Origin of the sequence: Escherichia sp. F1 (assembly GCF_046764225.1) — a bacterium.
Taxonomy (GTDB): domain Bacteria; phylum Pseudomonadota; class Gammaproteobacteria; order Enterobacterales; family Enterobacteriaceae; genus Escherichia; species Escherichia coli.
The window spans coordinates 3,669,146-3,696,016 of the sequence record NZ_CP177202.1 but is presented as its reverse complement, the minus strand read 5'-3'; the positions used below and the strand labels follow the sequence as shown (position 1 = coordinate 3,696,016).

At 51.2% G+C, this 26,871-nt stretch carries 20 protein-coding genes and 3 pseudogenes; 15 read left to right on the top strand and 8 right to left on the bottom strand.

Annotation, left to right across the window (positions count from 1 at the left end):
- Positions 1-94: 94 nt before the first annotated feature.
- The 3 genes from araJ to sbcD all read right to left on the bottom strand — a co-directional run bounded on the left by araJ (position 95) and on the right by sbcD (position 5,747).
- Complete coding sequence (araJ, locus tag ACK8NJ_RS17795) at positions 95-1,279, bottom strand: MFS transporter AraJ (protein WP_024193078.1); 1,185 nt, start codon at positions 1,277-1,279, stop codon at positions 95-97.
- A gap of 125 nt (positions 1,280-1,404) precedes the next feature.
- Positions 1,405-4,548, bottom strand: a complete 3,144-nt coding sequence (sbcC, locus tag ACK8NJ_RS17790) for an exonuclease subunit SbcC (protein WP_411961842.1) — start codon at positions 4,546-4,548, stop codon at positions 1,405-1,407.
- Positions 4,545-5,747, bottom strand: a complete 1,203-nt coding sequence (sbcD, locus tag ACK8NJ_RS17785; protein WP_411961841.1) for an exonuclease subunit SbcD — start codon at positions 5,745-5,747, stop codon at positions 4,545-4,547. The genes sbcC and sbcD overlap by 4 nt, the downstream gene beginning before the upstream one ends.
- Before the next feature lie 189 nt (positions 5,748-5,936).
- Here sbcD and phoB point away from each other — a divergent pair, with 189 nt between their 5' ends.
- The 6 genes from phoB (at position 5,937) to ACK8NJ_RS17755 (ending at position 14,772) form a co-directional block, all read left to right on the top strand.
- On the top strand, positions 5,937-6,626 hold the full coding sequence (phoB, locus tag ACK8NJ_RS17780) for a phosphate response regulator transcription factor PhoB (RefSeq protein WP_000113933.1): 690 nt from the start codon (positions 5,937-5,939) through the stop codon (positions 6,624-6,626).
- Positions 6,627-6,683: 57 nt separating this feature from the next.
- The gene (phoR, locus tag ACK8NJ_RS17775; protein ID WP_000893603.1) at positions 6,684-7,979 is read left to right on the top strand and encodes a phosphate regulon sensor histidine kinase PhoR; all 1,296 of its coding nucleotides are present in this window, start codon (positions 6,684-6,686) and stop codon (positions 7,977-7,979) included.
- Between the two features lie 406 nt (positions 7,980-8,385).
- On the top strand, positions 8,386-9,705 hold the full coding sequence (gene brnQ, locus ACK8NJ_RS17770) for a branched-chain amino acid transporter carrier protein BrnQ (RefSeq protein WP_000149639.1): 1,320 nt from the start codon (positions 8,386-8,388) through the stop codon (positions 9,703-9,705).
- A gap of 75 nt (positions 9,706-9,780) precedes the next feature.
- On the top strand, positions 9,781-11,154 hold the full coding sequence (gene proY, locus ACK8NJ_RS17765; RefSeq protein WP_001295329.1) for a proline-specific permease ProY: 1,374 nt from the start codon (positions 9,781-9,783) through the stop codon (positions 11,152-11,154).
- Positions 11,155-11,309: 155 nt separating this feature from the next.
- Positions 11,310-13,127, top strand: a complete 1,818-nt coding sequence (gene malZ / locus ACK8NJ_RS17760; protein WP_281989077.1) for a maltodextrin glucosidase — start codon at positions 11,310-11,312, stop codon at positions 13,125-13,127.
- A 187-nt stretch (positions 13,128-13,314) separates the two neighbouring features.
- On the top strand, positions 13,315-14,772 hold the full coding sequence (locus ACK8NJ_RS17755; RefSeq protein WP_220418419.1) for a hypothetical protein: 1,458 nt from the start codon (positions 13,315-13,317) through the stop codon (positions 14,770-14,772).
- Positions 14,773-14,792: 20 nt separating this feature from the next.
- Here the strand turns inward: ACK8NJ_RS17755 and acpH are convergent, their stop codons facing one another.
- On the bottom strand, positions 14,793-15,374 hold the full coding sequence (acpH, locus tag ACK8NJ_RS17750) for an ACP phosphodiesterase (protein WP_001009884.1): 582 nt from the start codon (positions 15,372-15,374) through the stop codon (positions 14,793-14,795).
- A gap of 295 nt (positions 15,375-15,669) precedes the next feature.
- Between acpH and queA the strand changes: the two genes are divergently transcribed.
- The 6 genes from queA (at position 15,670) to yajD (ending at position 21,611) form a co-directional block, all read left to right on the top strand.
- Positions 15,670-16,740, top strand: coding sequence for a tRNA preQ1(34) S-adenosylmethionine ribosyltransferase-isomerase QueA (gene queA / locus ACK8NJ_RS17745; RefSeq protein ID WP_001266492.1), 1,071 nt, complete (start codon positions 15,670-15,672; stop codon positions 16,738-16,740).
- Positions 16,741-16,795: 55 nt separating this feature from the next.
- Positions 16,796-17,923, top strand: a complete 1,128-nt coding sequence (gene tgt, locus ACK8NJ_RS17740; protein WP_000667319.1) for a tRNA guanosine(34) transglycosylase Tgt — start codon at positions 16,796-16,798, stop codon at positions 17,921-17,923.
- 22 nt (positions 17,924-17,945) lie between these two features.
- Entirely contained in the window at positions 17,946-18,278 is a 333-nt protein-coding gene (gene yajC / locus ACK8NJ_RS17735; RefSeq protein ID WP_000007629.1) for a preprotein translocase subunit YajC, read from the top strand.
- Between the two features lie 27 nt (positions 18,279-18,305).
- The gene (gene secD, locus ACK8NJ_RS17730; protein WP_000934822.1) at positions 18,306-20,153 is read left to right on the top strand and encodes a protein translocase subunit SecD; all 1,848 of its coding nucleotides are present in this window, start codon (positions 18,306-18,308) and stop codon (positions 20,151-20,153) included.
- Positions 20,154-20,163: 10 nt separating this feature from the next.
- Positions 20,164-21,135 carry a protein translocase subunit SecF gene (gene secF / locus ACK8NJ_RS17725; protein WP_000046637.1) on the top strand — a complete coding sequence of 324 codons (972 nt, stop codon included), beginning with the start codon at positions 20,164-20,166 and terminating at the stop codon, positions 21,133-21,135.
- Between the two features lie 128 nt (positions 21,136-21,263).
- Positions 21,264-21,611, top strand: coding sequence for an HNH nuclease YajD (yajD, locus tag ACK8NJ_RS17720; protein WP_000974813.1), 348 nt, complete (start codon positions 21,264-21,266; stop codon positions 21,609-21,611).
- A 37-nt stretch (positions 21,612-21,648) separates the two neighbouring features.
- Here the strand turns inward: yajD and tsx are convergent, their stop codons facing one another.
- The 3 genes and pseudogenes from tsx to tnpA form a co-directional block, all read right to left on the bottom strand.
- A complete protein-coding gene (gene tsx, locus ACK8NJ_RS17715; protein ID WP_001295328.1) occupies positions 21,649-22,533 on the bottom strand; it encodes a nucleoside-specific channel-forming protein Tsx in 885 nt (294 codons plus the stop codon).
- A 297-nt stretch (positions 22,534-22,830) separates the two neighbouring features.
- Positions 22,831-23,241 (bottom strand): annotated as a pseudogene (locus tag ACK8NJ_RS17710) (DUF3251 domain-containing protein); the annotation flags it as partial.
- A gap of 62 nt (positions 23,242-23,303) precedes the next feature.
- Positions 23,304-23,729 (bottom strand): annotated as a pseudogene (gene tnpA / locus ACK8NJ_RS17705) (IS200/IS605 family transposase); the annotation flags it as partial.
- Positions 23,730-23,736: 7 nt separating this feature from the next.
- On the opposite strand from tnpA, the gene ACK8NJ_RS17700 reads away from it, so the two are divergent.
- Positions 23,737-24,945 (top strand): RNA-guided endonuclease InsQ/TnpB family protein, encoded by a 1,209-nt coding sequence (locus ACK8NJ_RS17700; RefSeq protein ID WP_411961840.1) that lies wholly within the window; start codon positions 23,737-23,739, stop codon positions 24,943-24,945.
- Between the two features lie 44 nt (positions 24,946-24,989).
- Here the strand turns inward: ACK8NJ_RS17700 and ACK8NJ_RS17695 are convergent.
- Positions 24,990-25,118: pseudogene (locus ACK8NJ_RS17695) on the bottom strand (DUF3251 domain-containing protein); the annotation flags it as partial.
- Between the two features lie 150 nt (positions 25,119-25,268).
- Between ACK8NJ_RS17695 and nrdR the strand changes: the two are divergent.
- Together nrdR and ribD are read left to right on the top strand one after the other, a co-directional pair.
- Entirely contained in the window at positions 25,269-25,718 is a 450-nt protein-coding gene (gene nrdR, locus ACK8NJ_RS17690; protein WP_000543535.1) for a transcriptional regulator NrdR, read from the top strand.
- Positions 25,719-25,721: 3 nt separating this feature from the next.
- The gene (gene ribD / locus ACK8NJ_RS17685) at positions 25,722-26,825 is read left to right on the top strand and encodes a bifunctional diaminohydroxyphosphoribosylaminopyrimidine deaminase/5-amino-6-(5-phosphoribosylamino)uracil reductase RibD (protein WP_411961839.1); all 1,104 of its coding nucleotides are present in this window, start codon (positions 25,722-25,724) and stop codon (positions 26,823-26,825) included.
- The last annotated feature ends 46 nt before the right edge of the window (positions 26,826-26,871 follow it).

The following is a 26,871-nucleotide window of genomic DNA, read 5'->3' as shown; positions in this document are numbered from 1 at the left end:
CGTCTTATCAGGCCTGCAAAATGTGCCGGAACCGCAGGCCGATAACGCGTTCACGCCTCATCCGGCAATAAGCAACGCGCACCGTGACAGTAATCTACCCCAGTGGTTTCGCCAGCACCGGACTATCCGCCGCTTGCTGGCGCTTATAGCGACCATACAGCAGCAACGACGACATCGCAGCAAACGAAAGCAGGGCGGCAGGCAGCGCCACGTAATTATATGCCAGCCCCAGCGTCAGCATCATACCACCGCAATATGCGCCGACGGCGCTACCGAGGTTAAACGCTATTTGCCCACCTGCGGCACCTAATAACTCTCCGCCTTTGGCATTTTGCAGTAACAATATTTGCAGTGGTGCTGAAAGGGCAAATAATCCCGCGCAACAAATAAATGCAAAAATAAGCGACGTTGTTTTCATGCCGCCGAAGAAAAAGAGCATCAGCAGTGCCAGCACAATAATAAAGTCAGTTACTGCCGCAATGCGCAGTGGTGAATAACGTCCTGAAATCCGGCCACTTAGCACATTCCCCAGCACCATCCCTAGCCCAACTAACATCATAATAAAAGTCATCGCCGTTTCCGAAAAACCGGAAATAAACATCATGTATGGCTTTACGTAGCTGAACCAGGCAAACACACCTGCGTTGCCAAACATGGTGGCGGCGAAAATTAACCACGGGGCCGGGCAGCGCAAAAAGTGAAATTGTTCGCGTAGCTTCCCTTTCGCCTCGTCGCGAATATCCGGCACCCAAAAATAGACCGATGCCATCACCGCAATATTAAAAACAGCGATCAATAAAAAGGTGTAACGCCAGCTAAATTCCTGACTTAAATACGTTCCCAGCGGAATGCCCAGCAAATTGGCGACTGTCATCCCGGAAACCATCCCCGCCACGGCGGCGGTGACTTTGCCGGGTTTGATAATTTTCGATAACACGATCGCGCCGACGCCAAAAAATGCACCATGCGGAAAGCCGGAAACCAGCCGACCAATGGCGAGCATCAGGTAAGACGAAGAGAGCGTGAACATGGCGTTGCCAATGACGCACAACGCCACCAGAAACAATAAGATATGTTTGAGTGAGTAGCGGCTGGAAAAGAGTGCGATGATTGGCGCACCGACCACCACCCCCAGCGCATAATACGAGATCATATGCCCGGCAGCAGGAATCGAAATTCCTACGTTATGCGCCAGCTCCGTGAGCACGCCCATAATGCCAAATTCGGCCATCCCCAAACCAAACGTGCCCAGAGCCAAAGATAAAATGACTTTTTTCATACCACCATCACAACCACCAGAACGGCTACCAATCACCGTAGCCAATAAAGTGATAGCTTGCAGGATAACGACCAGCAAGGCCAAGAGATAATTCGCCCCTCTGTATTCATTATCCTGCTGAATAGTTATTTCACTGCAAACGCACTTTCCAGTTTGCTGTAGCCCAGGCCGTTGATCTTCTTCACTTTGATCTGCACCGGAATACGCTCTTTCATCGCTTCAACGTGGCTAATCACACCGATGGTTTTGCCACTGGCATTCAGGGCATCCAGCGCATCAAGGGCGGTATCCAGCGTTTCGCTATCCAGCGTGCCAAAACCTTCATCAAGGAACAGCGAGTCAATACGCGTTTTATGGCTGACCAGATCCGAAAGCGCCAGCGCCAGCGCCAGACTGACGAGGAAACTTTCGCCGCCGGAAAGGGTACGGGTATCGCGTACCGCATCTGCCTGCCAGGTATCAACAACCTCGACTTCCAGCGCCTCGCTGGCTTTGCGCTGTAACAGATAGCGCCCGTGCAGCCGGGTAAGTTGCTGATTAGCGAGATGGACTAAATTATCCAGCGTCAGCCCCTGGGCAAACTTGCGGAATTTATCGCCCTCTTTGGAACCTATTAGCGAATTCAGATATCCCCAGTCCTCAACCTGCTGCGTCATTTGAGCAATTTGCTGCATTAAGGTTTGCTGTTGCTGACGGTTGTCTGCATCCTGCTTCAGCTGCTGGCGAATCTCGCCCTGACTGGTGGTGTTTTCACGCAACTTTTGGTGAGTTTGCGCTAACTCTTGCTGAATCTGCTTCACCGTCACAGTGAGAGTCAACCCGTCAGGTCGGTGTTGCTGATGCTGTGCCAGCGCTTCTGCTGTCTGAGTGACCAGCGTTTGCGCCTGACGGCGCTGGTTTTCCAGATTCTGCTTGAGCTGTTCCAGCTGCGTTAGTGTTTGTTCATCCATTAGCGCCGCAAGGAACGCCTGCTGATCGTCAAAGACGCTGGCCTGTAGCGCGGTGTCAAACTGCGCCTGGGCTTTTTGCAGACTTTGCGCCGCCAGAACGTCCTGTTGCTGTAACGTCTGCTGCTGGCTGTGTAATGCGAGACATTGTTCATGAACCTGCCGCCAGTTTTCCAGCACCACAGTTTCTTCGCTGTGCGGGAGTTCATCACTTTGCGGCAACGTTTCCAGAATCGGCGTCAGTTGCTGAATACGGTTTTGCAGCGCGGTTAATTCGTTCTGGCGATGCTGCCAGCTCTGCGCTTCTTGCTGACGCGTCGCCAACCAGCTCTCTTCTTCATCTTCCTGTGGCAATGTCAGTGCATAACCCGCCAATGCCGTTAAGAGCTGCTGCTGGCGTTGTTCAATTTGCTGTTGATACTGGATAATTTGCTGATTATGCGCGGCAATCTGCCCTTGTAATTCATGCCGTTGGCTGAGTAACCGCAGCTGGCGTTCGTGCTCATCTTGTGCATCCAGCCACGGTTGAATATCGTCCTGTGGCTGCAAGGTGATATTGAGGCTGGCCGTGACGGCTTGCCATTGTTGAGTAAGTGCTTGCTCATCTTGTCGGAGGCTTTGCGCTTCGTTTTCATCACGCTGAAGTTGCTTTGTTAAGGCGTCCAGTTGCCCACGTAGCGTCGCACCTTCTTCACCGAGCTTTTTAACTTCGTTTTCCAGCGCCAGTAATCGAGACTGATTAACGCCAGGCTCCAGCGCCTGATACGCCTCGACCGCCGGGTGGCTGGTGGAACCACAAAGTGGACAAGGCTGACCCGCCTGTAACTGTGCACGTTGAGCTTCCAGCGTTTTGATGCGCGCTTCCTGCTCGCAAATAGTTTTCACATCGGCAAGTTGCTGCGTCTTTTCTTTATAACGCTGGCGCATTTCGTTAAGTGCGGCGTTACGTTGCGTCTGTTCTTGCGTGACATTCTGGATAGCGACCTGTAATTGCGCCAGGCGTTTTTGTTGGGGAACAATCTGTCCATGCAGCGCGACCAGGCGCTGACGCAGCGTGCGTTGCTCAGCATGTTGCGCCAGGGCGGTAGCAACTTCATCGGCGGTTAACGTCAACGTGATCGCCGTAAGCGCATTAAGTTTTTGCTCAGCATGGGTTAACTGTTGCTGCCATTGCCGCAGATGCTCGCGAACGCTGGTTTGTTGGGAGAACTGCGCACGCCAACCCGCCAGTTCGTTGTTCCACTGACGGAAGCGGTCGTGTTCCTGTAACCAGGCATTCAGGCTTTGTTGCTGCTGCTGTAATTCTGCTGACTGCTTCGCCGCGTGGTGGCGAATGCTCGCCCGAAGCGCCATTGTGCTCTGTAAGCGAGTATTTACTTCTTTAATCTGCTGGCGAGTATGCGCCAGCGCCGCGCTGTGTTCTGCGATGCGTTCCCAGTGCGGACGAAGATTTCGTGCCGGTTGTGCCAGACTGAGCGCCGCCAGTTGAGGTTGCGCTTTTTCTTCTTCGGCTAACGCCTGTTGCAAGGCCTGCTGACGGCGGCTGGCTTCTTGCTGCAATTCGTCCAGACGCGTTAACCAGTTTAGTGATTGTTGTTCTTGCTGCTGCGCGGTAAGTAACTGTTTTTCTTCGTCAGTAAGTACCTGCAAACTCGCTGTCAGCGATTGCACTTGTTCCGGCGTGAGCAACGCGACGCCGCTGGCCTGCGCTTGCAGCTTCTCCAGCTCAGTGCGGGCCGATTTGTGCTGCTCAAAAACCATCGCCGAGATTTGCCCGTAGATTTCAGTGCCGGTTAACTCCTCGAGCAATTCCGCGCGTTCTTTGGGTTTGGCATTCAGGAAGGCAGCAAATTGCCCCTGCGAAAGCAGCATCGAACGGGTGAAGCGCCCGTAATCCAGTCCGGTTAACGTCGCCGTCAGTTCCAGCTTATCTTTCACTTTGTCGGCGAGAATTTTGCCATCGGCACAGCGCGCCAGCTCAACGCGTGGCACCTGCAAATTACCGTCCGGCTGGTTACGCGCCCGATTCTGGCTCCAGAACGCACGGTACGCTTCACCTTTGACTTCAAACTCCACTTCCGCCAGACATTCGGCGGTATCGCGGGTCATGAGATCATTTTGCGATTGTGAAACGTTAGAAAGGCGCGGAGTTTCGTGATACAGCGCCAGACAAATGGCATCCAGCAGGGTCGTTTTTCCCGCGCCGGTTGGACCGGTAATGGCAAACAGCCCGTTGCTGGCGAACGGCTCGCGGGTGAAATCAATCTTCCATTCGCCTTTTAATGAGTTCAGGTTTTTCAGGCGCAGGCTGAGAATTTTCATGCTTCGTGTTCTCCTGCGAGGGTATGCAACGTTGTGGCGAAAAGATGCTGCAGACGTTGCTGCTGCGATTCATCCAGTTCTTCCAGTGCCAGACGGCGATTGAACACCTCTTCGACGCTGAGTTCGCTGAGGGTTTCACGCTGTTGGCTGGCTAACACTCGCTCGCGCTGTTCACGACTCCGGCGTACCAGCAATACTTCGACAGGCAATGATTCGGTTAATGCCTGGATTTTGCGCTGAATATCATGCAGATACTCATCAGTAGTGATTTCGATATCCAGCCAGACAGGTGGCTCCTGTGATACATCGCGCCACTGTTCCAGCTGTTCGGTAATCGACGCCAGATCGCCTTTCAGCACCGCCATGGGTTGCGTTACCGGTACGTTCAGGTTTTCCACGCTCTCTAATTTGCCGTTTGAAAATGTTACCAGATGGACATATTTACTCTTACCGCATTCATCAAAACTCAGTGGAATGGGGGAACCGCAATAGCGAACATGTTCCATGCCGCCAATAATCTGTGCGCGGTGAATATGCCCGAGCGCGATGTAGTCGGCTGGTGGAAAGTTTTGTGCCGGAAACGCGTCCAGCGTGCCAATATAGATGTCACGCACGGCATCACTTTTACTGGCACCCACGGTCGTTAAATGTCCCGTGGCGATGATGGGCAGAGGCTGATCGCCGCGCAGTTTGCAGGCATCGGCATAGTGTTGTTGATAATAATCAGTAATCGCTGCCAGCAAATGCTGCTGTTTTTCAATACCGTTAAGCCCCGCCTGGCTGGTAATAATGTCACGCGGACGTAAAAACGGAATGGGGCACAGCACTGCGCCTAGCGTCCCGTCGCGACGAGGCAAGATTTGCGGCGCATGTCCGGCGCTGGCGACCACGGTCGTATTGAGGAACGCCATGATATCGCGCGATTCATTCAGCGTGGCGACCGAGTCATGGTTTCCTGCCAGTACCACCAGATGACAGCCAGTTTGCTGTAAATTGACAACAAAACGGTTGTATAACGTGCGGGCGTAACTGGGCGGCGAGCCGGTATCGAAAACATCACCAGCAACAATAATCGCATCCACCTGATGGGTTTGTGCTGTTTCCAGCAGCCAGTCAAGAAAAGCCTGATGTTCAGCTTCGCGGCTTTTACTGTAGAAGTTCTGGCCGAGATGCCAGTCTGAGGTGTGAAGGATGCGCATAACGGTTCCCTGGCGAAAAAGCATGGGCGCGATTATACCCAAACAGATGTGCCATTTGCTTTTTTCTGCGCCACGGAAATCAATAACCTGAAGATATGTGCGACGAGCTTTTCATAAATCTGTCATAAATCTGACGCATAATGACGTCGCATTAATGATCGCAACCTATTTATTACAACAGGGCAAATCATGGCGAGACGTATTCTGGTCGTAGAAGATGAAGCACCAATTCGCGAAATGGTCTGCTTCGTGCTCGAACAAAATGGCTTTCAGCCGGTCGAAGCGGAAGATTATGACAGTGCTGTGAATCAACTGAATGAACCCTGGCCGGATTTAATTCTCCTTGACTGGATGTTACCTGGCGGCTCCGGTATCCAGTTCATCAAACACCTCAAGCGCGAGTCGATGACCCGGGATATTCCAGTGGTGATGTTGACCGCCAGAGGGGAAGAAGAAGATCGCGTGCGCGGCCTTGAAACCGGCGCGGATGACTATATCACCAAGCCGTTTTCGCCGAAGGAGCTGGTGGCGCGAATCAAAGCGGTAATGCGCCGTATTTCGCCGATGGCGGTGGAAGAGGTGATTGAGATGCAGGGACTAAGTCTCGACCCGACATCTCACCGGGTGATGGCGGGCGAAGAGCCGCTGGAGATGGGGCCGACAGAATTTAAACTGCTGCACTTTTTTATGACGCATCCTGAGCGCGTGTACAGCCGCGAGCAGCTGTTAAACCACGTCTGGGGAACCAACGTGTATGTGGAAGATCGTACGGTCGATGTCCACATTCGTCGCCTGCGTAAAGCACTGGAGCCCGGCGGGCATGACCGCATGGTGCAGACCGTGCGCGGTACAGGATATCGTTTTTCAACCCGCTTTTAACGCCTTGCTCATCGGACGCAGAGCAGGGCTTATGATTTCTTAACTGGAGTATCTTACGTGCTGGAACGGCTGTCGTGGAAAAGGCTGGTGCTGGAGCTGCTACTTTGCTGCCTCCCGGCTTTCATCCTGGGTGCATTTTTTGGTTACCTGCCCTGGTTTTTGCTGGCATCGGTAACAGGACTGCTTATCTGGCATTTCTGGAATTTATTGCGCCTTTCATGGTGGCTGTGGGTGGATCGTAGTATGACCCCGCCACCGGGACGTGGTAGCTGGGAACCGCTGCTATACGGATTACACCAGATGCAGTTACGAAATAAAAAACGCCGCCGCGAACTGGGCAATCTGATTAAACGCTTTCGTAGCGGCGCGGAGTCGCTGCCCGACGCGGTGGTGCTGACCACGGAAGAGGGCGGTATTTTCTGGTGCAACGGTCTGGCGCAACAGATTCTTGGCTTGCGCTGGCCGGAAGATAACGGGCAGAACATCCTTAACTTGCTGCGTTACCCGGAGTTTACGCAATATCTGAAAACGCGTGATTTTTCTCGCCCGCTTAATCTGGTGCTCAACACCGGGCGGCATCTGGAAATTCGCGTCATGCCTTATACCCACAAACAGTTGCTGATGGTGGCGCGTGATGTCACGCAAATGCATCAACTGGAAGGGGCGCGGCGTAACTTTTTTGCCAACGTGAGCCATGAGTTACGTACGCCATTGACTGTGTTACAGGGTTACCTGGAGATGATGGATGAGCAACCGCTGGAAGGCGCGGTACGTGAAAAAGCGTTGCACACCATGCGCGAGCAGACCCAGCGGATGGAAGGGCTGGTGAAGCAATTGCTGACGCTGTCGAAAATAGAAGCCGCACCGACGCATTTGCTCAATGAAAAGGTTGATGTGCCAATGATGCTGCGCGTTGTTGAGCGCGAGGCTCAGACTCTGAGTCAGAAAAAACAGACATTTACCTTTGAGATAGATAACGGCCTCAAGGTGTCTGGCAACGAAGATCAGCTACGCAGTGCGATTTCGAACCTGGTCTATAACGCCGTAAATCATACGCCAGAAGGCACGCATATCACCGTACGCTGGCAGCGAGTGCCGCACGGTGCCGAATTTAGCGTTGAAGATAACGGACCGGGCATTGCACCGGAGCATATTCCGCGCCTGACCGAGCGTTTTTATCGCGTTGATAAAGCGCGTTCCCGGCAAACCGGCGGTAGCGGATTAGGGTTAGCGATCGTGAAACATGCGGTGAATCATCACGAAAGTCGCCTGAATATTGAGAGTACAGTAGGAAAAGGAACACGTTTCAGTTTTGTTATCCCGGAACGTTTAATTGCCAAAAACAGCGATTAATCCGCCTTTGTCATCTTTTATTGTCATAAGCCAGCCGATGCTGGCTTATTTTCTTTGCAGTCAAAATACGGGCGTTAGATTTTACAACGGTTGGTGATTTTTTGTTCGCATGATTAGCCATGTCTTTTTCACGGAAATAGTGTTTTATACTGGTTGGTGATTTCTTATCGCTATATACCTCTGGTTTTTAGATCCCTTCTTGCTTTAAAACGTTATAAGCGTTTAAATTGCGCTTCAGGTGCTGTCATACTGACTGCATTCACGCGGTAAATCGAAAAACTATTCTTCGCCGCGCCTGGTTGGGAGTATTTCCCGCTAAAATTGTTTAAATATACCGCTGTATCATCCCCAGGGATTGGCACAAAAATTTAACGTTACAACACCACATCCACAGGCAGTATGATTTATGACCCATCAATTAAGATCGCGCGATATCATCGCTCTGGGCTTTATGACATTTGCGTTGTTCGTCGGCGCAGGTAACATTATTTTCCCTCCAATGGTCGGCTTGCAGGCAGGCGAACACGTCTGGACTGCGGCATTCGGCTTCCTCATTACTGCCGTTGGCCTGCCGGTATTAACGGTGGTGGCGCTGGCAAAAGTTGGCGGCGGTGTTGACAGCCTCAGCACGCCAATCGGTAAAGTTGCTGGCGTACTGCTGGCAACGGTTTGTTACCTGGCGGTGGGGCCGCTGTTCGCTACGCCGCGTACAGCTACCGTTTCTTTTGAAGTGGGTATTGCGCCGCTGACGGGTGATTCCGCACTGCCGCTGTTTATCTACAGCCTGGTCTATTTCGCTATCGTTATTCTGGTTTCGCTCTATCCGGGCAAGCTGCTGGATACCGTGGGCAACTTCCTTGCGCCGCTGAAAATTATCGCGCTGGTCATCCTGTCTGTTGCCGCGATTGTCTGGCCGGCGGGTTCTATCAGCACGGCGACTGAGGCTTATCAAAACGCTGCGTTTTCTAACGGCTTCGTCAACGGCTATCTGACCATGGATACGCTGGGCGCGATGGTGTTTGGTATCGTTATTGTTAACGCGGCGCGTTCTCGTGGCGTTACCGAAGCGCGTCTGCTGACCCGTTATACCGTCTGGGCTGGCCTGATGGCGGGTGTTGGTCTGACTCTGCTGTACCTGGCGCTGTTCCGTCTGGGTTCAGACAGCGCGTCGCTGGTCGATCAGTCTGCAAACGGTGCGGCGATCCTGCATGCTTACGTTCAGCATACCTTTGGCGGCGGCGGTAGCTTCCTGCTGGCGGCGTTAATCTTCATCGCCTGCCTGGTCACGGCAGTTGGCCTGACCTGTGCTTGTGCAGAATTCTTTGCCCAGTACGTACCGCTCTCTTATCGTACGCTGGTGTTTATCCTCGGCGGCTTCTCGATGGTGGTGTCTAACCTCGGCTTAAGCCAGCTGATCCAGATCTCCGTACCGGTGCTGACCGCTATTTATCCGCCGTGTATCGCACTGGTTGTATTAAGTTTTACACGCTCATGGTGGCATAATTCGTCCCGCGTGATTGCTCCGCCGATGTTTATCAGCCTGCTTTTTGGTATTCTCGACGGGATCAAAGCATCTGCATTCAGCGATATCTTACCGTCCTGGGCGCAGCGTTTACCGCTGGCCGAACAAGGTCTGGCGTGGTTAATGCCAACAGTGGTGATGGTGGTTCTGGCCATTATCTGGGATCGCGCGGCAGGTCGTCAGGTGACCTCCAGCGCTCACTAAATCACTGAACATTTGTTTTAACCACGGGGCTGCGATGCCCCGTGGTTTTTTATTGTGTTGATGGGTTAGGAATTGATGGAAAGTAAGAACAAGCTAAAGCGTGGGCTAAGTACCCGCCACATACGCTTTATGGCACTGGGTTCAGCAATTGGCACCGGGTTGTTTTACGGTTCGGCAGACGCCATCAAAATGGCCGGTCCGAGCGTGTTGTTGGCCTATATTATCGGTGGTATCGCGGCGTATATCATTATGCGTGCGCTGGGGGAAATGTCGGTACATAACCCGGCCGCCAGCTCTTTCTCGCGTTATGCGCAGGAAAACCTCGGCCCGCTGGCAGGTTACATTACCGGCTGGACCTACTGCTTTGAAATCCTTATTGTCGCCATCGCCGATGTGACCGCTTTTGGTATCTATATGGGTGTCTGGTTCCCGACGGTGCCGCACTGGATTTGGGTACTGAGCGTGGTGCTGATCATTTGCGCCGTAAACCTGATGAGCGTGAAGGTATTCGGTGAGCTGGAATTCTGGTTCTCGTTCTTTAAAGTCGCCACTATCATCATCATGATTGTCGCCGGTTTCGGCATCATCATCTGGGGGATTGGCAACGGCGGGCAACCGACCGGTATTCATAACCTGTGGAGCAACGGCGGCTTCTTCAGTAACGGCTGGCTTGGGATGGTGATGTCGTTGCAAATGGTGATGTTTGCTTACGGTGGGATCGAAATTATCGGGATTACCGCCGGTGAAGCGAAAGATCCTGAGAAATCGATTCCGCGTGCGATTAACTCCGTGCCGATGCGTATTCTGGTGTTCTACGTCGGTACGCTGTTCGTCATTATGTCTATCTACCCGTGGAATCAGGTTGGCACTGCCGGTAGCCCGTTCGTACTGACGTTCCAGCATATGGGGATTACCTTTGCCGCCAGCATTCTTAACTTTGTTGTGCTGACCGCTTCGCTTTCGGCAATTAACAGTGACGTATTTGGCGTAGGCCGTATGCTCCACGGTATGGCAGAGCAGGGCAGCGCGCCAAAAATTTTCAGCAAAACGTCGCGTCGCGGTATTCCGTGGGTTACGGTGCTGGTGATGACTACCGCGCTGCTGTTTGCTGTGTATCTGAACTACATCATGCCGGAAAACGTCTTCCTGGTGATCGCTTCGCTGGCAACCTTCGCCACGGTGTGGGTGTGGATTATGATCCTGCTGTCGCAAATCGCCTTCCGTCGCCGTTTGCCGCCAGAAGAAGTTAAGGCGCTGAAATTTAAAGTGCCGGGTGGGGTAGCAACGACCATCGGCGGGCTGATTTTCCTGCTCTTTATTATCGGGTTGATTGGTTATCACCCGGATACGCGTATCTCGCTGTATGTCGGTTTCGCGTGGATTGTTGTGCTGTTGATTGGCTGGATGTTTAAGCGCCGCCACGATCGTCAGCTGGCTGAAAACCAGTAATCCTTGCGTTCTGTAAGCCGGTTCAGGAGGAAATCCTGATCCGGCTATTCTGAAAGTTATCCGCCCCCGTCCTCCTCCCCCAAATATCCTTCAGATGATGAGTGATCCTGCATTAGGCTATGGCAAGGTGATCAGATTTTCATCACAGGGGAATTATGATGTTAAATGCATGGCACCTGCCGGTGCCCCCATTTGTTAAGCAAAGCAAAGATCAACTGCTCATTACACTGTGGCTGACGGGCGAAGACCCACCGCAGCGCATTATGCTGCGTACAGAACACGATAACGAAGAAATGTCAGTACCGATGCATAAGCAGCGCGGTCAGCCGCAGCCTGGCGTCACCGCATGGCGGGCGGCGATCGATCTCTCCAGCGGACAACCTCGACGGCGTTACAGTTTCAAACTGCTGTGGCACGATCGCCAGCGTTGGTTTACACCGCAGGGCTTCAGCCGAATGCCGCCGGCACGACTGGAGCAGTTTGCCGTCGATGTACCGGATATCGGCCCACAATGGGCTGCGGATCAGATTTTTTATCAGATCTTCCCTGATCGTTTCGCCCGTAGTCTTCCTCGTGAAGCTGAACAGGATCATGTCTATTATCATCACGCAGCCGGACAAGAGATCATATTGCGTGACTGGGATGAACCGATCACGGCGCAGGCGGGCGGATCAACGTTCTATGGCGGCGATCTGGACGGGATAAGCGAAAAACTGCCGTATCTGAAAAAGCTCGGCGTGACGGCGCTGTATCTCAATCCGGTGTTTAAAGCTCCCAGCGTACATAAATACGATACCGAGGATTATCGCCATGTCGATCCGCAGTTTGGCGGTGATGGGGCGTTGTTGCGTTTGCGACACAATACGCAGCAGCTGGGAATGCGGCTGGTGCTGGACGGCGTGTTTAACCACAGTGGCGATTCCCATGCCTGGTTTGACAGACACAATCGCGGGACGGGTGGTGCTTGTCACAACCCCGAATCGCCCTGGCGCGACTGGTACTCGTTTAGTGACGATGGCACGGCGCTCGACTGGCTGGGCTATGCCAGCTTGCCGAAACTGGATTATCAGTCGGAAAGTCTGGTGAATGAAATTTATCGCGGGGAAGACAGTATTGTCCGCCACTGGCTGAAAGCGCCGTGGAATATGGACGGCTGGCGGCTGGATGTGGTGCATATGCTGGGGGAAGCGGGTGGGGCGCGCAATAATTTGCAGCACGTTGCCGGGATCACCGAAGCGGCGAAAGAAACCCAGCCGGAAGCGTATATAGTTGGAGAGCATTTTGGCGATGCACGGCAATGGTTACAGGCCGATGTGGAAGATGCCGCCATGAACTATCGCGGCTTCACATTCCCGTTGTGGGGATTTCTCGCCAATACCGATATCTCTTATGATCCGCAGCAAATTGACGCCCAAACCTGTATGGCCTGGATGGATAATTACCGCGCCGGACTTTCTCATCAACAGCAACTGCGTATGTTTAATCAGCTCGATAGCCACGATACTGCGCGATTTAAAACGCTGCTCGGTCGGGATATTGCGCGCCTGCCGCTGGCGGTGGTCTGGTTGTTCACCTGGCCTGGTGTACCGTGCATTTATTACGGTGATGAAGTGGGACTGGATGGTAAAAACGATCCGTTTTGCCGTAAACCGTTCCCCTGGCAGGTGGAAAAGCAGGATACGGCGTTATTCGCGCTGTACCAGCGAATGATTGCGCTGCGTAAGAAAAGTCAGGCGCTGCGTCGTGGCGGCTGTCAGGTGCTGTATGCGGAAGATAACGTGGTGGTATTTGTCCGCGTGCTGAATCAGCAGCGTGTACTGGTGGCAATCAACCGTGGAGAAGCCTGTGAAGTGGTGCTACCCGCGTCACCGTTGCTTAATGTTGCGCAATGGCAACGCAAAGAAGGCCATGGGCAACTGACAGACGGGATTCTGGCTTTGCCTGCCATTTCGGCTACGGTATGGATGAACTAAAGCATCTGTTTTATTTGTTACGTCATTAGTCATCAGCCCTGACACTACGCAGCGCAAAAAAGCTGCTCAATGTCAGGGCTGAGTTTGTTAAATATTTGTCCCGATCGATATGAGCGATTTTTGGTATTCTTTGCCCATGAGGTTAGGTACAACCTGCTCCAGGATAACCCTGTATTGGAGCAAAGATATGACAATTTCAAATTCGAATTTATTGAAACCGTTTATTACTGGTACTGAGTTGCCACCTTTTAAAGAGGATGTCTTTTCTAAAACAGAAGAACAATTTAAAAAAAGCCCCCATGGCAAATTGCTTTTCATTTCCGGAAATGAAAACTTAGTAAACATTTCAGCGGAAAAAATCGATGAAATAAAAAATAGCAAAGATTTCTTTTCAAATATTGTAAATATAATAATTTTACTCATTAAGCATCCTGAGAAAATTCTGCCCATTCTTCATGGTTGTCCTGCAGAGTCCATCGAACTCATTAAGAATGCGAAACGAACGGGGCAATGGTCATATGAGATGACTGATAAGAACGGGCAGAGTATTGAAGTGTCCTATATTTTCACTGATACCATAGATAATAATTATGATGGAAAATTATGCTTAAAAATCTGTAACCCCTGCAACCAAAATGATTCTAGTACACATGAATATAAAATAGATCATCAACAGTTGAAAAATCACATAAGGCAACTTGAGGAGTGGGCCCTTCTTGAAAAGTTTTATGATAACAACGCTTATTATTCTAAACGTACAAAACAATTAGAGAAGAAAATTGCCGATGCGGGGTTTATAGCAGGGAAGGTTAATGCCGATAACTTTAATGTAAAAGAGTTTAAAGACGATATAGCCTCGATGCTTTGTGAACAGCCCCCCATGCGAACACACCAGATATCTTCATCCGGATACTTATCTGCCGATAAAGTACCCGATCTCTATAAGACAAATTTGGAAGACGCGCAGAGAGATCTGAAAACAACACCGGTTGACATCGATGGTGTTAGTCTAAAACCAAAAACTCGGGAAAAAATTGCGGAAAAAATTGCGAAAAAAACTGAGGAAGAAAATGCGAAAAAAATTGCGAAACAAAATGCGAAGACCATTGAGGAGAAGAATAGTGAAAAAAACAAGAAAGAAACAAATCCTGAGGATAATTTTGTCTTAAAATTCTCACCGGAAGAAATCAATGAGATGCTCCTGGATTACAGCGATGAAGAACAAAAAAAATTAAGACCTTTTTTCACTAGTGATCATATCTATTGTTTGTTTGATGCTTTTAGTCAGGGTTTGTATAATGTTGCTCGTAATGGCAGTCCACGGTATGCAGGTTTACTACGTCAAATAGCATCCAAGTGTGCGATATTACAAGATTTTGATCAACAATTGTTCTGGCGCACGTTTTCAGGAGGAGTCTTCCATCGACGTATCTCTGTGAACAGCGAGCCAGAAAAGACAGATGTATGGCGATTCAGTACACAATTTGATTTTCCATATATAAATGAAAACGGAGAGTTGTCCAGAACGGTACTCATGTTCGAGGGGGTTGCTGAAAGCAACTTTAAAGATATCGCCAATCATTCCAGCGAATGTTTTTCTTACAGCTGTTATGCCGCCCCGCTGGATGCGAATGCTAAAAAATAGTGACGCCGGAGCTTGAAGTTTCAGAGCGCCTTGTGTGACGCCTGTGCCATCATCCGCGGATAAAACTGCCAGAAGCGGGTTTCCAGGGCATCGTAATGGGCGTCTAAATCGTACCAGGAGTCACGCAGGGCATCCAGACGTGGCCGACGGCTTGCCATGCCGTTTAACACGTTCTGGATGAAATCCATATCGCGATAGCGCACCAGCCACTGCTCTGACCATAAGTAGTTGTTCAGATTGATAAAGCGCGGCGGTGAGTCCGGCAAAATCGTCATCACTTGTTCGCGGGCATAACAGACAAACTCCTGTAGCGGAAAGTCCGGCGACAGCTGCGACCAGTGGCGGGAAAGAAAGTGATCCCACATGACATCCAGGGTAATAGGCGCAACGCGGCGGGTTTCACTACGAAACCATTCCCGTGCTTCGCGGACTTCCGGCAGATTGTCGGTTAGTACATCAATGCGCCGATGCATATGAATGCCAGCCACGACGTCGGGCGGAAAACTTTCTTCAGGATTTCCGCGTACGAAATCAGCCAGTAAATTGCCAGAAAGCGAGCTTTCCGCCAGGTGAGCTAGATGCAGGTGAGCTAAAAAATTCATATACACTTCATCCTTCAAACTGCCTCTTCGTTGGCTGCTAGTTACTCGGCTCATCCATGAGCCTCGCCCTTACGGGCCACCGTTACACGGTGTTCAAATCTGTTCCGGACAGATTTGTCACTCACCCAAGTCACTTACTTAATGTAAGCTCCTGGGGACTCATTCAGTTGCCATCTCGATGCATCTTGAATGATTTTGTGTATAGATTATGTCATCCATCAAGGAGGGTAAAGGTTGCAGGGAGAGCGCCCCGGCACTAGACTACCCGCCTCTTATTTTAGTCTGAGTCAGTGTCATGCGCGTTACCGATTTCTCCTTTGAATTGCCCGAATCCCTGATTGCCCACTATCCCATGCCTGAACGCAGTAGCTGTCGTTTACTGTCGCTGGACGGGCCGACGGGCGCGCTGACGCACGGTACTTTCACCGATTTACTCGATAAGCTCAACCCCGGCGATCTTCTGGTTTTTAATAATACCCGCGTGATCCCGGCGCGCCTGTTTGGGCGTAAAGCCAGCGGCGGCAAGATTGAAGTGCTGGTTGAGCGGATGCTCGACGACAAACGCATTCTTGCGCATATTCGCGCCTCGAAAGCGCCAAAACCTGGCGCAGAACTGCTGCTGGGCGATGACGAAAGTATCAACGCAACAATGACCGCGCGCCACGGCGCACTGTTTGAAGTCGAATTTAATGATGATCGTTCGGTACTGGATATCCTCAACAGCATCGGCCATATGCCGCTGCCGCCGTATATCGACCGTCCGGACGAAGACGCTGACCGCGAACTTTATCAAACCGTTTATAGCGAAAAACCGGGCGCGGTTGCGGCCCCGACCGCTGGTCTGCATTTTGACGAGCCTTTGCTGGAAAAATTGCGCGCCAAAGGCGTGGAGATGGCGTTTGTGACGTTGCACGTTGGTGCGGGTACTTTCCAGCCGGTGCGCGTCGACACCATTGAAGATCACATCATGCACTCGGAATACGCTGAAGTGCCGCAGGATGTGGTAGACGCGGTACTGGCGGCGAAAGCGCGCGGTAACCGGGTGATTGCGGTTGGCACCACCTCGGTACGTTCACTGGAAAGCGCGGCTCAGGCGGCGAAAAACGATCTCATCGAACCGTTCTTTGACGACACCCAAATCTTTATCTATCCGGGCTTTCAGTACAAAGTGGTCGATGCGCTGGTGACGAACTTCCACTTGCCAGAGTCGACGCTGATTATGTTGGTTTCGGCCTTTGCCGGTTATCAACACACCATGAACGCCTATAAAGCAGCGGTAGAAGAGAAATATCGCTTTTTTAGTTACGGTGATGCGATGTTTATCACGTACAATCCGCAGGCAATTAATGAGCGCGTCGGGGAGTAATTCCGCGGCGCTGGTTTAAAACGTTGGACTGTTTTTCTGACGTAGTGGAGAAAAAATGAAATTTGAACTGGACACCACCGACGGTCGCGCACGCCGTGGCCGCCTGGTCTTTGATCGTGGCGTAGTGGAAACGCCTTGTTTTATGCCTGTTGGCACCTACGGCACCGTAAAAGGGATGACGCCGGAAGAAGTTGAAGCCACTGGCGCGCAAATTATCCTCGGCAACACCTTCCACCTGTGGCTGCGCCCGGGCCAGGAAATCATGAAACTGCACGGCGATCTGCACGATTTTATGCAGTGGAAAGGACCAATCCTTACCGACTCCGGCGGCTTCCAGGTCTTCAGCCTTGGTGATATTCGTAAAATCACCGAACAGGGCGTTCACTTCCGTAACCCGATCAACGGCGACCCGATTTTCCTCGACCCGGAAAAGTCGATGGAGATTCAGTACGATCTTGGTTCGGATATCGTCATGATCTTTGATGAGTGTACGCCGTATCCTGCTGACTGGGATTACGCAAAACGCTCCATGGAGATGTCTCTGCGTTGGGCGAAGCGTAGCCGTGAGCGTTTTGACAGTCTCGGAAACAAAAATGCGCTGTTTGGTATCATTCAGGGCAGCGTTTACGAAGATTTACGTGATATTTCTGTTAAAGGTCTGGTAGATATCGGTTTTGATGGCTACGCTGTCGGCGGTCTGGCTGTGGGTGAGCCGAAAGCAGATATGCACCGCATTCTGGAGCATGTATGCCCGCAAATTCCGGCAGACAAACCGCGTTACCTGATGGGCGTTGGTAAACCAGAAGACCTGGTTGAAGGCGTGCGTCGCGGTATCGATATGTTTGACTGCGTAATGCCAACCCGCAACGCCCGAAATGGTCATTTGTTCGTGACCGATGGCGTGGTGAAAATCCGCAATGCGAAGTATAAGAGCGATACTGGCCCACTCGATCCTGAGTGTGATTGCTACACCTGTCGCAATTATTCACGCGCTTACTTGCATCATCTCGACCGTTGCAACGAAATATTAGGCGCGCGACTCAACACCATTCATAACCTTCGTTACTACCAGCGTTTGATGGCGGGTTTACGCAAGGCTATTGAAGAGGGTAAATTAGAGAGCTTCGTAACTGATTTTTACCAGCGTCAGGGGCGAGAAGTACCACCTTTGAACGTTGATTAATATTAATAATGAGGGAAATTTAATGAGCTTTTTTATTTCTGATGCGGTAGCGGCAACGGGTGCACCGGCGCAAGGTAGCCCAATGTCTTTGATTTTGATGCTGGTGGTATTCGGTCTGATTTTCTATTTCATGATCCTGCGTCCACAGCAGAAGCGCACCAAAGAACACAAAAAGCTGATGGACTCCATTGCCAAAGGTGATGAAGTTCTGACGAACGGTGGCCTGGTTGGTCGCGTAACCAAAGTAGCGGAAAACGGCTACATTGCTATCGCGCTGAATGACACCACTGAAGTAGTTATTAAACGTGACTTCGTAGCTGCCGTCCTGCCGAAAGGCACCATGAAGGCGCTGTAATTAAAATTTTTCCCTAAGGGAATTGCCGTGTTAAACCGTTATCCTTTGTGGAAGTACGTCATGCTGATCGTGGTGATTGTCATCGGTCTGCTGTATGCGCTTCCCAACCTGTTTGGTGAGGATCCGGCTGTTCAGATCACTGGTGCGCGCGGAGTCGCCGCCAGTGAGCAAACGCTGATCCAGGTCCAGAAAACGTTACAAGAAGAAAAAATAACTGCTAAGTCTGTGGCACTGGAAGAGGGCGCTATTCTTGCGCGCTTCGACTCCACTGACACCCAGCTGCGCGCTCGTGAAGCATTAATGGGCGTTATGGGTGACAAATACGTCGTGGCGCTTAACCTTGCCCCGGCAACGCCGCGCTGGCTGGCAGCTATTCACGCTGAGCCGATGAAGCTCGGCCTTGACCTGCGTGGCGGCGTTCACTTCCTGATGGAAGTGGATATGGACACCGCGCTTGGCAAACTCCAGGAACAAAATATCGATAGCCTGCGCAGCGACCTGCGCGAAAAAGGCATCCCGTATACCACCGTTCGTAAAGAAAACAACTACGGCCTGAGCATCACTTTCCGCGATGCTAAAGCTCGTGATGAAGCCATTGCGTATTTGAGCAAGCGTCATCCGGACCTGGTGATTAGTAGCCAGGGCAGCAACCAGCTGCGTGCGGTAATGAGCGATGCTCGCCTTAGTGAAGCGCGTGAATATGCGGTGCAGCAGAACATTAATATCCTGCGTAACCGTGTAAACCAACTTGGTGTGGCGGAGCCGGTGGTTCAGCGTCAGGGTGCTGACCGTATCGTTGTTGAACTGCCAGGTATTCAGGACACCGCGCGTGCGAAAGAGATTCTGGGTGCGACGGCAACGCTGGAATTCCGTCTGGTAAACACTAACGTTGATCAGGCCGCAGCGGCTTCCGGCCGCGTACCGGGCGACTCTGAAGTGAAACAGACCCGCGAAGGTCAGCCAGTTGTGCTGTACAAACGCGTAATTCTGACCGGTGACCATATCACCGACTCAACTTCCAGCCAGGACGAATACAACCAGCCGCAGGTTAACATCTCGCTCGACAGCGCAGGTGGCAACATTATGTCTAACTTCACCAAGGACAACATCGGCAAACCGATGGCGACCCTGTTTGTGGAGTACAAAGACAGCGGTAAGAAAGATGCAAACGGTCGTGCGGTTCTGGTGAAACAGGAAGAGGTGATTAACATCGCCAACATCCAGTCTCGTCTGGGTAACAGCTTCCGTATCACCGGCATCAACAACCCGAACGAAGCCCGTCAGCTGTCACTGCTGCTGCGTGCCGGTGCGTTGATCGCGCCGATTCAGATTGTTGAAGAACGTACCATTGGCCCGACCCTGGGTATGCAGAACATTGAGCAGGGGCTGGAGGCTTGCCTTGCCGGTCTGCTGGTTTCTATTCTGTTCATGATCATCTTCTATAAGAAGTTTGGTCTGATTGCGACCAGTGCTCTGATTGCCAACTTGATCTTGATCGTCGGCATTATGTCGCTGTTGCCAGGCGCAACGCTGAGTATGCCAGGTATCGCGGGTATCGTCTTAACCCTTGCGGTAGCGGTCGATGCGAACGTACTTATCAACGAACGTATTAAAGAAGAGTTGAGCAACGGACGTACTGTTCAACAGGCAATTGATGAAGGTTATCGTGGCGCATTCAGTTCTATCTTCGATGCGAACATCACCACGCTGATTAAAGTCATCATCCTGTACGCAGTGGGTACCGGGGCAATTAAAGGGTTCGCGATTACTACCGGTATCGGTGTGGCGACGTCGATGTTTACCGCGATTGTCGGTACGCGTGCCATCGTAAACCTGCTATATGGCGGCAAGCGCGTCAAGAAGCTGTCAATCTGAGGAGTGCGATGTGGCACAGGAATATACTGTTGAACAACTAAACCACGGCCGTAAAGTCTATGACTTTATGCGCTGGGACTACTGGGCTTTTGGCATCTCTGGTCTGCTTTTAATCGCCGCTATCGTTATTATGGGCGTGCGTGGCTTTAACTGGGGATTGGATTTCACCGGTGGTACGGTTATTGAAATTACGCTCGAAAAACCGGCTGAAATTGACGTAATGCGTGATGCATTGCAAAAAGCCGGTTTTGAAGAGCCGATGCTGCAAAACTTTGGTAGCAGCCACGACATCATGGTCCGTATGCCGCCTGCTGAAGGCGAAACCGGCGGTCAGGTGCTGGGCAGCCAGGTTCTGAAGGTGATTAACGAATCCACCAATCAGAATGCAGCAGTGAAGCGTATTGAGTTCGTCGGTCCGAGCGTGGGGGCAGACCTTGCGCAAACCGGTGCGATGGCGTTGATGGCAGCGCTGCTGTCTATCCTCGTGTACGTAGGTTTCCGCTTTGAGTGGCGACTGGCGGCAGGGGTGGTTATTGCGCTGGCGCACGACGTTATCATTACGCTGGGTATTTTGTCGTTATTCCATATCGAGATTGACCTGACCATTGTGGCATCGTTGATGTCGGTTATCGGTTACTCGCTTAACGACAGTATCGTGGTATCGGACCGAATTCGTGAAAACTTCCGCAAGATCCGTCGCGGTACGCCTTACGAAATCTTTAACGTGTCCTTGACCCAGACGCTGCACCGTACCTTGATCACATCCGGTACTACCTTGATGGTTATCCTGATGCTGTACCTCTTCGGTGGTCCGGTACTGGAAGGCTTCTCGCTGACCATGCTGATTGGTGTTTCCATCGGTACTGCATCTTCCATCTATGTGGCATCGGCGCTGGCCCTGAAATTGGGTATGAAGCGTGAGCATATGCTGCAACAGAAAGTGGAAAAAGAAGGGGCGGATCAGCCGTCAATTCTGCCGTAATCAAGTTCCCGTTGATGTTGAAAATCCCGGTCAGAAGATCGGGATTTTTTTTGATGTATGGAGATTGCGAAAATCCCCGCATCTTGGGAAACTGCGCGTAACCCTACATTTCATCCAGGTAACTTTTCATGGCTATCATCCCTAAAAACTATGCGCGGTTAGAAAGCGGCTATCGCGAAAAAGCATTAAAAATCTATCCGTGGGTCTGCGGTCGCTGTTCTCGCGAGTTTGTTTATTCCAACCTGCGTGAACTTACCGTTCACCACATTGATCACGACCATACCAATAACCCGGAAGACGGCAGTAACTGGGAGTTATTGTGTCTTTATTGCCACGATCACGAGCATTCAAAATATACCGAAGCAGATCAGTATGGTACGACCGTTATCGCAGGGGAAGATGCGCAGAAAGATGTTGGTGAAGCGAAGTACAACCCATTCGCTGATTTAAAAGCGATGATGAATAAGAAGAAGTGATAAAAAATGCCGGATATGGAATCCGGCATTCTCACAATTAGAAGTTGTAACCTACTACCAGGTAACCACCCCAGCCGGTAGAGCGAACGTTGAAGTTGCCGTTGCCGAAGTTCAGTTCTGCATCGTCGTTCCACTGACCACCGTCGTGCCAGTAACGAGCTACGACAGAGTAGTGCCAGTGATCGTAGTTCAGAGCCAGAATATGGCTGGAAGCGATGGAGTTATTGGTACGGGTCTTAATACCGTTGATTGCATTACCGCTGTCATCCCCTAAATCGGAACCCCAGTCGAAGTTGGTAAAGCCGATGTAGCTCAGCTGACCGCCCCACAGATCGGTAATCGGCACAAAGTATTTAATTTTGAAACGGTAACCGTCCCACTCGTTTTCATTCGCTGCGCCATAGTTCTGCCACTGGTATTTCGCATAGACGTTCATGGACAGGCTCATCGGCAGGCCAGTATCGATATCGGTACCCAGACCCATGTACCAGGTGCTCTGGCGACCATCTTTATTACGACCCATGTCGTAAATGTAGTTGTTCGCGAAGTACCACTCTTTGAACGGACCAAAGCTAAGGTCAGTATTGGTCAGCTTGTCGATGGAGAAACGTGGTTCGATTTCCATAAACAGCGGAGAACCGTGGTTCCAGATACCTTTTGCATCGGAGTTACCGCCGAAGAATACCGGCGCATCCGCATAACCATAGAAGTCGAACCAGTCTTTTTTAGCGAATGCTTCGTACTCAAGGTAGGTATCGTTGCGGATCTGCGGTCCGAAACGGGTGTGATAGCTTCCGACAACGTTAACGCTCTGGTGCCACCAGTCGGAAAGATACTGCGGTTTGTCGTTTTCAGCTGCGTTGACAGTAAAAGACGAAGAGAGCGCCAGTACCGCACCGGCTGCCAGTAATGTTTTTTTCATATGTATGCCACTGTTTGAAAATCCCTTGCGGGAGTGAAAAAGGCGCAAATTGCGTTTCTAAATATTTCGTATACAGAGGAGCCTATTATAAAAATCATTGCTCACAAAAATATGTTTCGTTTCACAGTTCTATCATTTACGTAATCGATTGCGTTCACGTTTACACACATTCGGGCGGGGATTGTACTGACTTTCACCCTTGTTGCAAACTTTTACTATCAATCTGGGTGATGTAAGCAGAGTAACAAAATGATGGGGAAAGATGTTGCGGGACGCACAAAACGCCCTGCGATACGTTTACTGCATAACAGGTTGAATGTCGTGGATACGTACAAAGCCTAACTGATCCACAGAAATACCCTTTAACTGTAACGGAATATCAACATCGCTGGGGGCGAGGACGCTGGCAGGGGCGTTAATCAATTGATTCTGCACATTGATTTCCTGAAAGTTGTCTATTGTTCCCTGAATTTGCCCATATTCAACAGTTCCGCTGAATGCGGGCAAGGGATCATTCGACTCGCCCTGAATACGTAGCGTCAGGGTGGTGCCATCTGTATCAGGCGTAATATTCACCAGCGACATACGTAAAGTACCGATCTGGCTTTCCAGTCTTGCTGGTGTTTTCGCTCCAGGCAGAAGGTAAACCCCACTGCTGGATTTTGCATTCAGCCTGTTTTGCTGAGTGATTTTGACTGTTTCTTTATCCGGTGCGCCGTAAAACCCCGTCCTTCAGGGCGGGGATATAAGGCGCGGTTTTCCACCTGACCAGGTGTTTGCTGTTGTTCAATGTATTGGCGGATGACGGATATTGGCGCACCTCCGCAGCTACTGGCAAAATAGCCAGGACTCCACAAAACGCCTTTGTAGTAATACCTGACTGCAATATCTGGTCGATCTCGTCGCAGTAACCTACCCGATACGCCTTTGAGGCTGTTTACCAGACTGGATATCGCCAGTTTGGGAGGATAGGTAATTAACAAATGGACGTGATCTGGTTCGCCATCCATTTCAACCAGTTCAGCTTCAAAATCAGCACATGCATTTGAAAAGTAAGTGCGTAGTTTTTCTGTCGCGTCATGGTCAAAAATCTGACGTCGGTATTTGGTGACAAAGACCAGGTGAACATGCATCAGGAAAACACAATGCCTTCCACGCCGGATATCGGTTTCTTTTTTCACAGACCAAAGTATCATTTGGCCTGTGAAACGACTACAGGCATTTAAATTCCAGTTAAGACCAGGTGGTCAACAGGAGCGTGAAATGAGGCGCTTCGCAGGCGCATGTCGTTTCGTTTTCAATCGTGCTCTGGCGCTTCAGAATGAGAATCATGAGGCCGGTAATAAATACATCCCTTACGGGAAAATGGCTTCCTGGCTGGTTGAGTGGAAAAACGCCACTGAAACGCAATGGCTTAAAGATTCGCCCTCACAGCCATTGCAACAGTCACTGAAAGACCTTGAGCGGGCTTACAAAAACTTCTTCCGGAAGCGGGCTGCTTTTCCCCGATTCAAAAAGCGGGGACAGAATGATGCATTCCGCTACCCGCAGGGCGTTAAGCTCGATCAGGAAAACAGCCGTATTTTTCTGCCGAAACTTGGCTGGATGCGCTACCGGAATAGCCGTCAGGTCACGGGAGTTGTGAAAAATGTCACGGTCAGCCAGTCCAGCGGTAAGTGGTACATCAGTATTCAGACAGAAAGTGAAGTATCAACTCCGGTTCACCCTTCAGCATCAATGGTCGGGCTGGATGCTGGCGTGGCTAAACTCGCCACGCTGTCAGATGGCACAGTCTTTGAGCCTGTAAACAGTTTTCAGAAAAACCAGAAGAAGCTGGCGAGACTTCAGCGACAGTTAAGCCGCAAGGTCAAATTCAGCAACAACTGGCAGAAGCAGAAACGCAAAATACAGCGACTGCATTCCCGTATCGCAAATATCCGCAGGGACTACCTTCACAAAGTCACAACGACCGTCAGCAAAAAACACGCAATGATAGTCATTGAGGATTTGAAGGTCAGCAACATGTCAAAGTCAGCAGCGGGTACGGTCAGCCAGCCGGGGCGCAATGTCCGGGCAAAATCAGGTTTAAACCGTTCGATACTGGATCAGGGCTGGTATGAAATGCGCCGCCAGCTTGAGTACAAGCAGCTCTGGCGTGGCGGTCAGGTGCTTGCTGTTTCGCCAGCGTACACAAGCCAGCGTTGCACGTGCTGTGGTCATACAGCGAAAGAAAATCGCCTGTCACAAAGTAAATTCAGATGCCAGGTATGTGGATATACAGCGAACGCCGATGTAAATGGCGCTCGTAACATTTTAGCGGCGGGGCACGCCGTTCTTGCCTGTGGAGGGATGGTGCAGTCAGGCCGCCCGTTGAAGCAGGAACCCACCGAAATGATTCAGGCGACAGCCTGAACGTAGCAGGGATCCACGTCCTTCAGGGCGTGGAGGATGTCAATGAGTTGCGTCATCTCCTGGTTCAGCGTGCTGACGCTGTGTTTCATCTGTCGCACTTCGCTTTGCTGCACACAGGCGCTAAGGCTGAACAGGCTTCCCAGCAGGAGCAGTCGAAAAACGTTAGTATTCATAGGTCGTCCCTTTCTCGTCGCAATTAGCCTAATGGTAGAGGGTAAAAGCAGCGAAAGCATCGATCCTTTATCTCAAAAGCGTTGCGCCTTTGTTGTATCGTCAGTTCAGGGTAAAATAGATTTCTGTTAACCACCTGGTCAGGACGCCGTATGCATTGCCCATTCTGTTTCGCCGTGGACACTAAGGTAATTGACTCTCGTCTCGTGGGCGAGGGTTCATCCGTACGCCGCCGTCGGCAGTGTCTGGTGTGTAATGAACGTTTCACCACCTTTGAAGTGGCGGAGCTGGTTATGCCGCGCGTTGTAAAAAGCAACGACGTGCGTGAACCGTTTAATGAAGAGAAATTGCGTAGCGGAATGCTGCGGGCGCTGGAAAAGCGTCCGGTGAGTTCCGATGACGTCGAAATGGCAATCAATCATATAAAATCGCAGCTGCGCGCCACCGGTGAGCGCGAAGTGCCGAGCAAGATGATTGGCAATCTGGTGATGGAGCAATTGAAAAAGCTCGATAAAGTCGCCTATATCCGTTTTGCCTCTGTCTACCGCAGTTTCGAAGATATCAAAGAATTTGGCGAAGAGATAGCGCGCCTGGAGGACTAAGCCGTGCAGGACGAGTATTACATGGCGCGGGCGCTAAAGCTGGCGCAACGAGGACGTTTTACCACGCATCCCAACCCGAATGTCGGGTGCGTCATTGTCAAAGATGGCGAAATTGTCGGTGAAGGTTACCATCAACGAGCGGGTGAACCGCATGCCGAGGTACACGCGTTGCGCATGGCCGGCGAAAAAGCCAAAGGCGCAACGGCGTATGTCACACTCGAACCCTGTAGCCATCATGGTCGTACGCCACCGTGTTGTGATGCGTTAATTGATGCGGGCGTGGCGCGCGTGGTTGCTGCAATGCAAGACCCCAATCCGCAGGTCGCTGGACGTGGACTTTACCGTCTGCAACAGGCTGGCATTGACGTCAGCCACGGGCTGATGATGAGTGAAGCCGAGCAATTGAATAAAGGCTTTCTCAAACGGATGCGCACCGGCTTTCCTTATATTCAATTAAAACTTGGCGCATCGCTTGATGGTCGCACAGCGATGGCGAGCGGCGAAAGCCAGTGGATCACTTCGCCCCAGGCGCGGCGCGACGTACAACGACAGCGCGCACAAAGTCATGCCATTTTAACCAGCAGCGCCACGGTGCTGGCGGATGATCCAGCCTTAACGGTGCGTTGGTCTGAACTGGATGAACAAACTCAGAGGCTCTACCCGCAACACAATCTCCGCCAGCCGGTACGTATTGTGATTGATAGCCAAAATCGCGTGACGCCGGAACATCGCATTGTGCAGCAGCCCGGCGAAACCTGGTTCGCGCGTACGCAGGAAGATTCTCGTGAGTGGCCGGAAACGGTGCGTACCTTGCTGATTCCAGAGCATAAAGGTCATCTGGATCTGGTTGTACTGATGATGCAACTGGGTAAACAGCAAATTAACAGCATCTGGGTGGAAGCGGGGCCAACGCTCGCTGGCGCATTGCTACAGGCTGGTTTAGTTGATGAGCTGATTGTCTATATCGCACCTAAACTATTAGGCAACGACGCCCGTGGATTATGCTCGCTGCCAGGGCTTGAGAAATTAGCCGATGCCCCCCAATTTAAATTCAAAGAGATACGTCATGTAGGCCCGGATGTTTGCCTGCATTTAGTGGGTGCATGATCTCCCGGCTCGAAAGGGAAGCAGCGCACGAAATATTATGCTAAAA

Excerpts from the sequence above, each read along its gene's own strand:
- araJ (WP_024193078.1), bottom strand. The coding sequence starts at position 1,279 with ATGAAAAAAGTCATTTTATCTTTGGCTCTGGGCACGTTTGGTTTGGGG.
- sbcC (WP_411961842.1), bottom strand. The coding sequence starts at position 4,548 with ATGAAAATTCTCAGCCTGCGCCTGAAAAACCTGAACTCATTAAAAGGC.
- sbcD (WP_411961841.1), bottom strand. The coding sequence starts at position 5,747 with ATGCGCATCCTTCACACCTCAGACTGGCATCTCGGCCAGAACTTCTAC.
- phoB (WP_000113933.1), top strand. The coding sequence starts at position 5,937 with ATGGCGAGACGTATTCTGGTCGTAGAAGATGAAGCACCAATTCGCGAA.
- brnQ (WP_000149639.1), top strand. The coding sequence starts at position 8,386 with ATGACCCATCAATTAAGATCGCGCGATATCATCGCTCTGGGCTTTATG.
- proY (WP_001295329.1), top strand. The coding sequence starts at position 9,781 with ATGGAAAGTAAGAACAAGCTAAAGCGTGGGCTAAGTACCCGCCACATA.
- malZ (WP_281989077.1), top strand. The coding sequence starts at position 11,310 with ATGATGTTAAATGCATGGCACCTGCCGGTGCCCCCATTTGTTAAGCAA.
- ACK8NJ_RS17755 (WP_220418419.1), top strand. The coding sequence starts at position 13,315 with ATGACAATTTCAAATTCGAATTTATTGAAACCGTTTATTACTGGTACT.
- acpH (WP_001009884.1), bottom strand. The coding sequence starts at position 15,374 with ATGAATTTTTTAGCTCACCTGCATCTAGCTCACCTGGCGGAAAGCTCG.
- queA (WP_001266492.1), top strand. The coding sequence starts at position 15,670 with ATGCGCGTTACCGATTTCTCCTTTGAATTGCCCGAATCCCTGATTGCC.
- tgt (WP_000667319.1), top strand. The coding sequence starts at position 16,796 with ATGAAATTTGAACTGGACACCACCGACGGTCGCGCACGCCGTGGCCGC.
- yajC (WP_000007629.1), top strand. The coding sequence starts at position 17,946 with ATGAGCTTTTTTATTTCTGATGCGGTAGCGGCAACGGGTGCACCGGCG.
- yajD (WP_000974813.1), top strand. The coding sequence starts at position 21,264 with ATGGCTATCATCCCTAAAAACTATGCGCGGTTAGAAAGCGGCTATCGC.
- tsx (WP_001295328.1), bottom strand. The coding sequence starts at position 22,533 with ATGAAAAAAACATTACTGGCAGCCGGTGCGGTACTGGCGCTCTCTTCG.
- nrdR (WP_000543535.1), top strand. The coding sequence starts at position 25,269 with ATGCATTGCCCATTCTGTTTCGCCGTGGACACTAAGGTAATTGACTCT.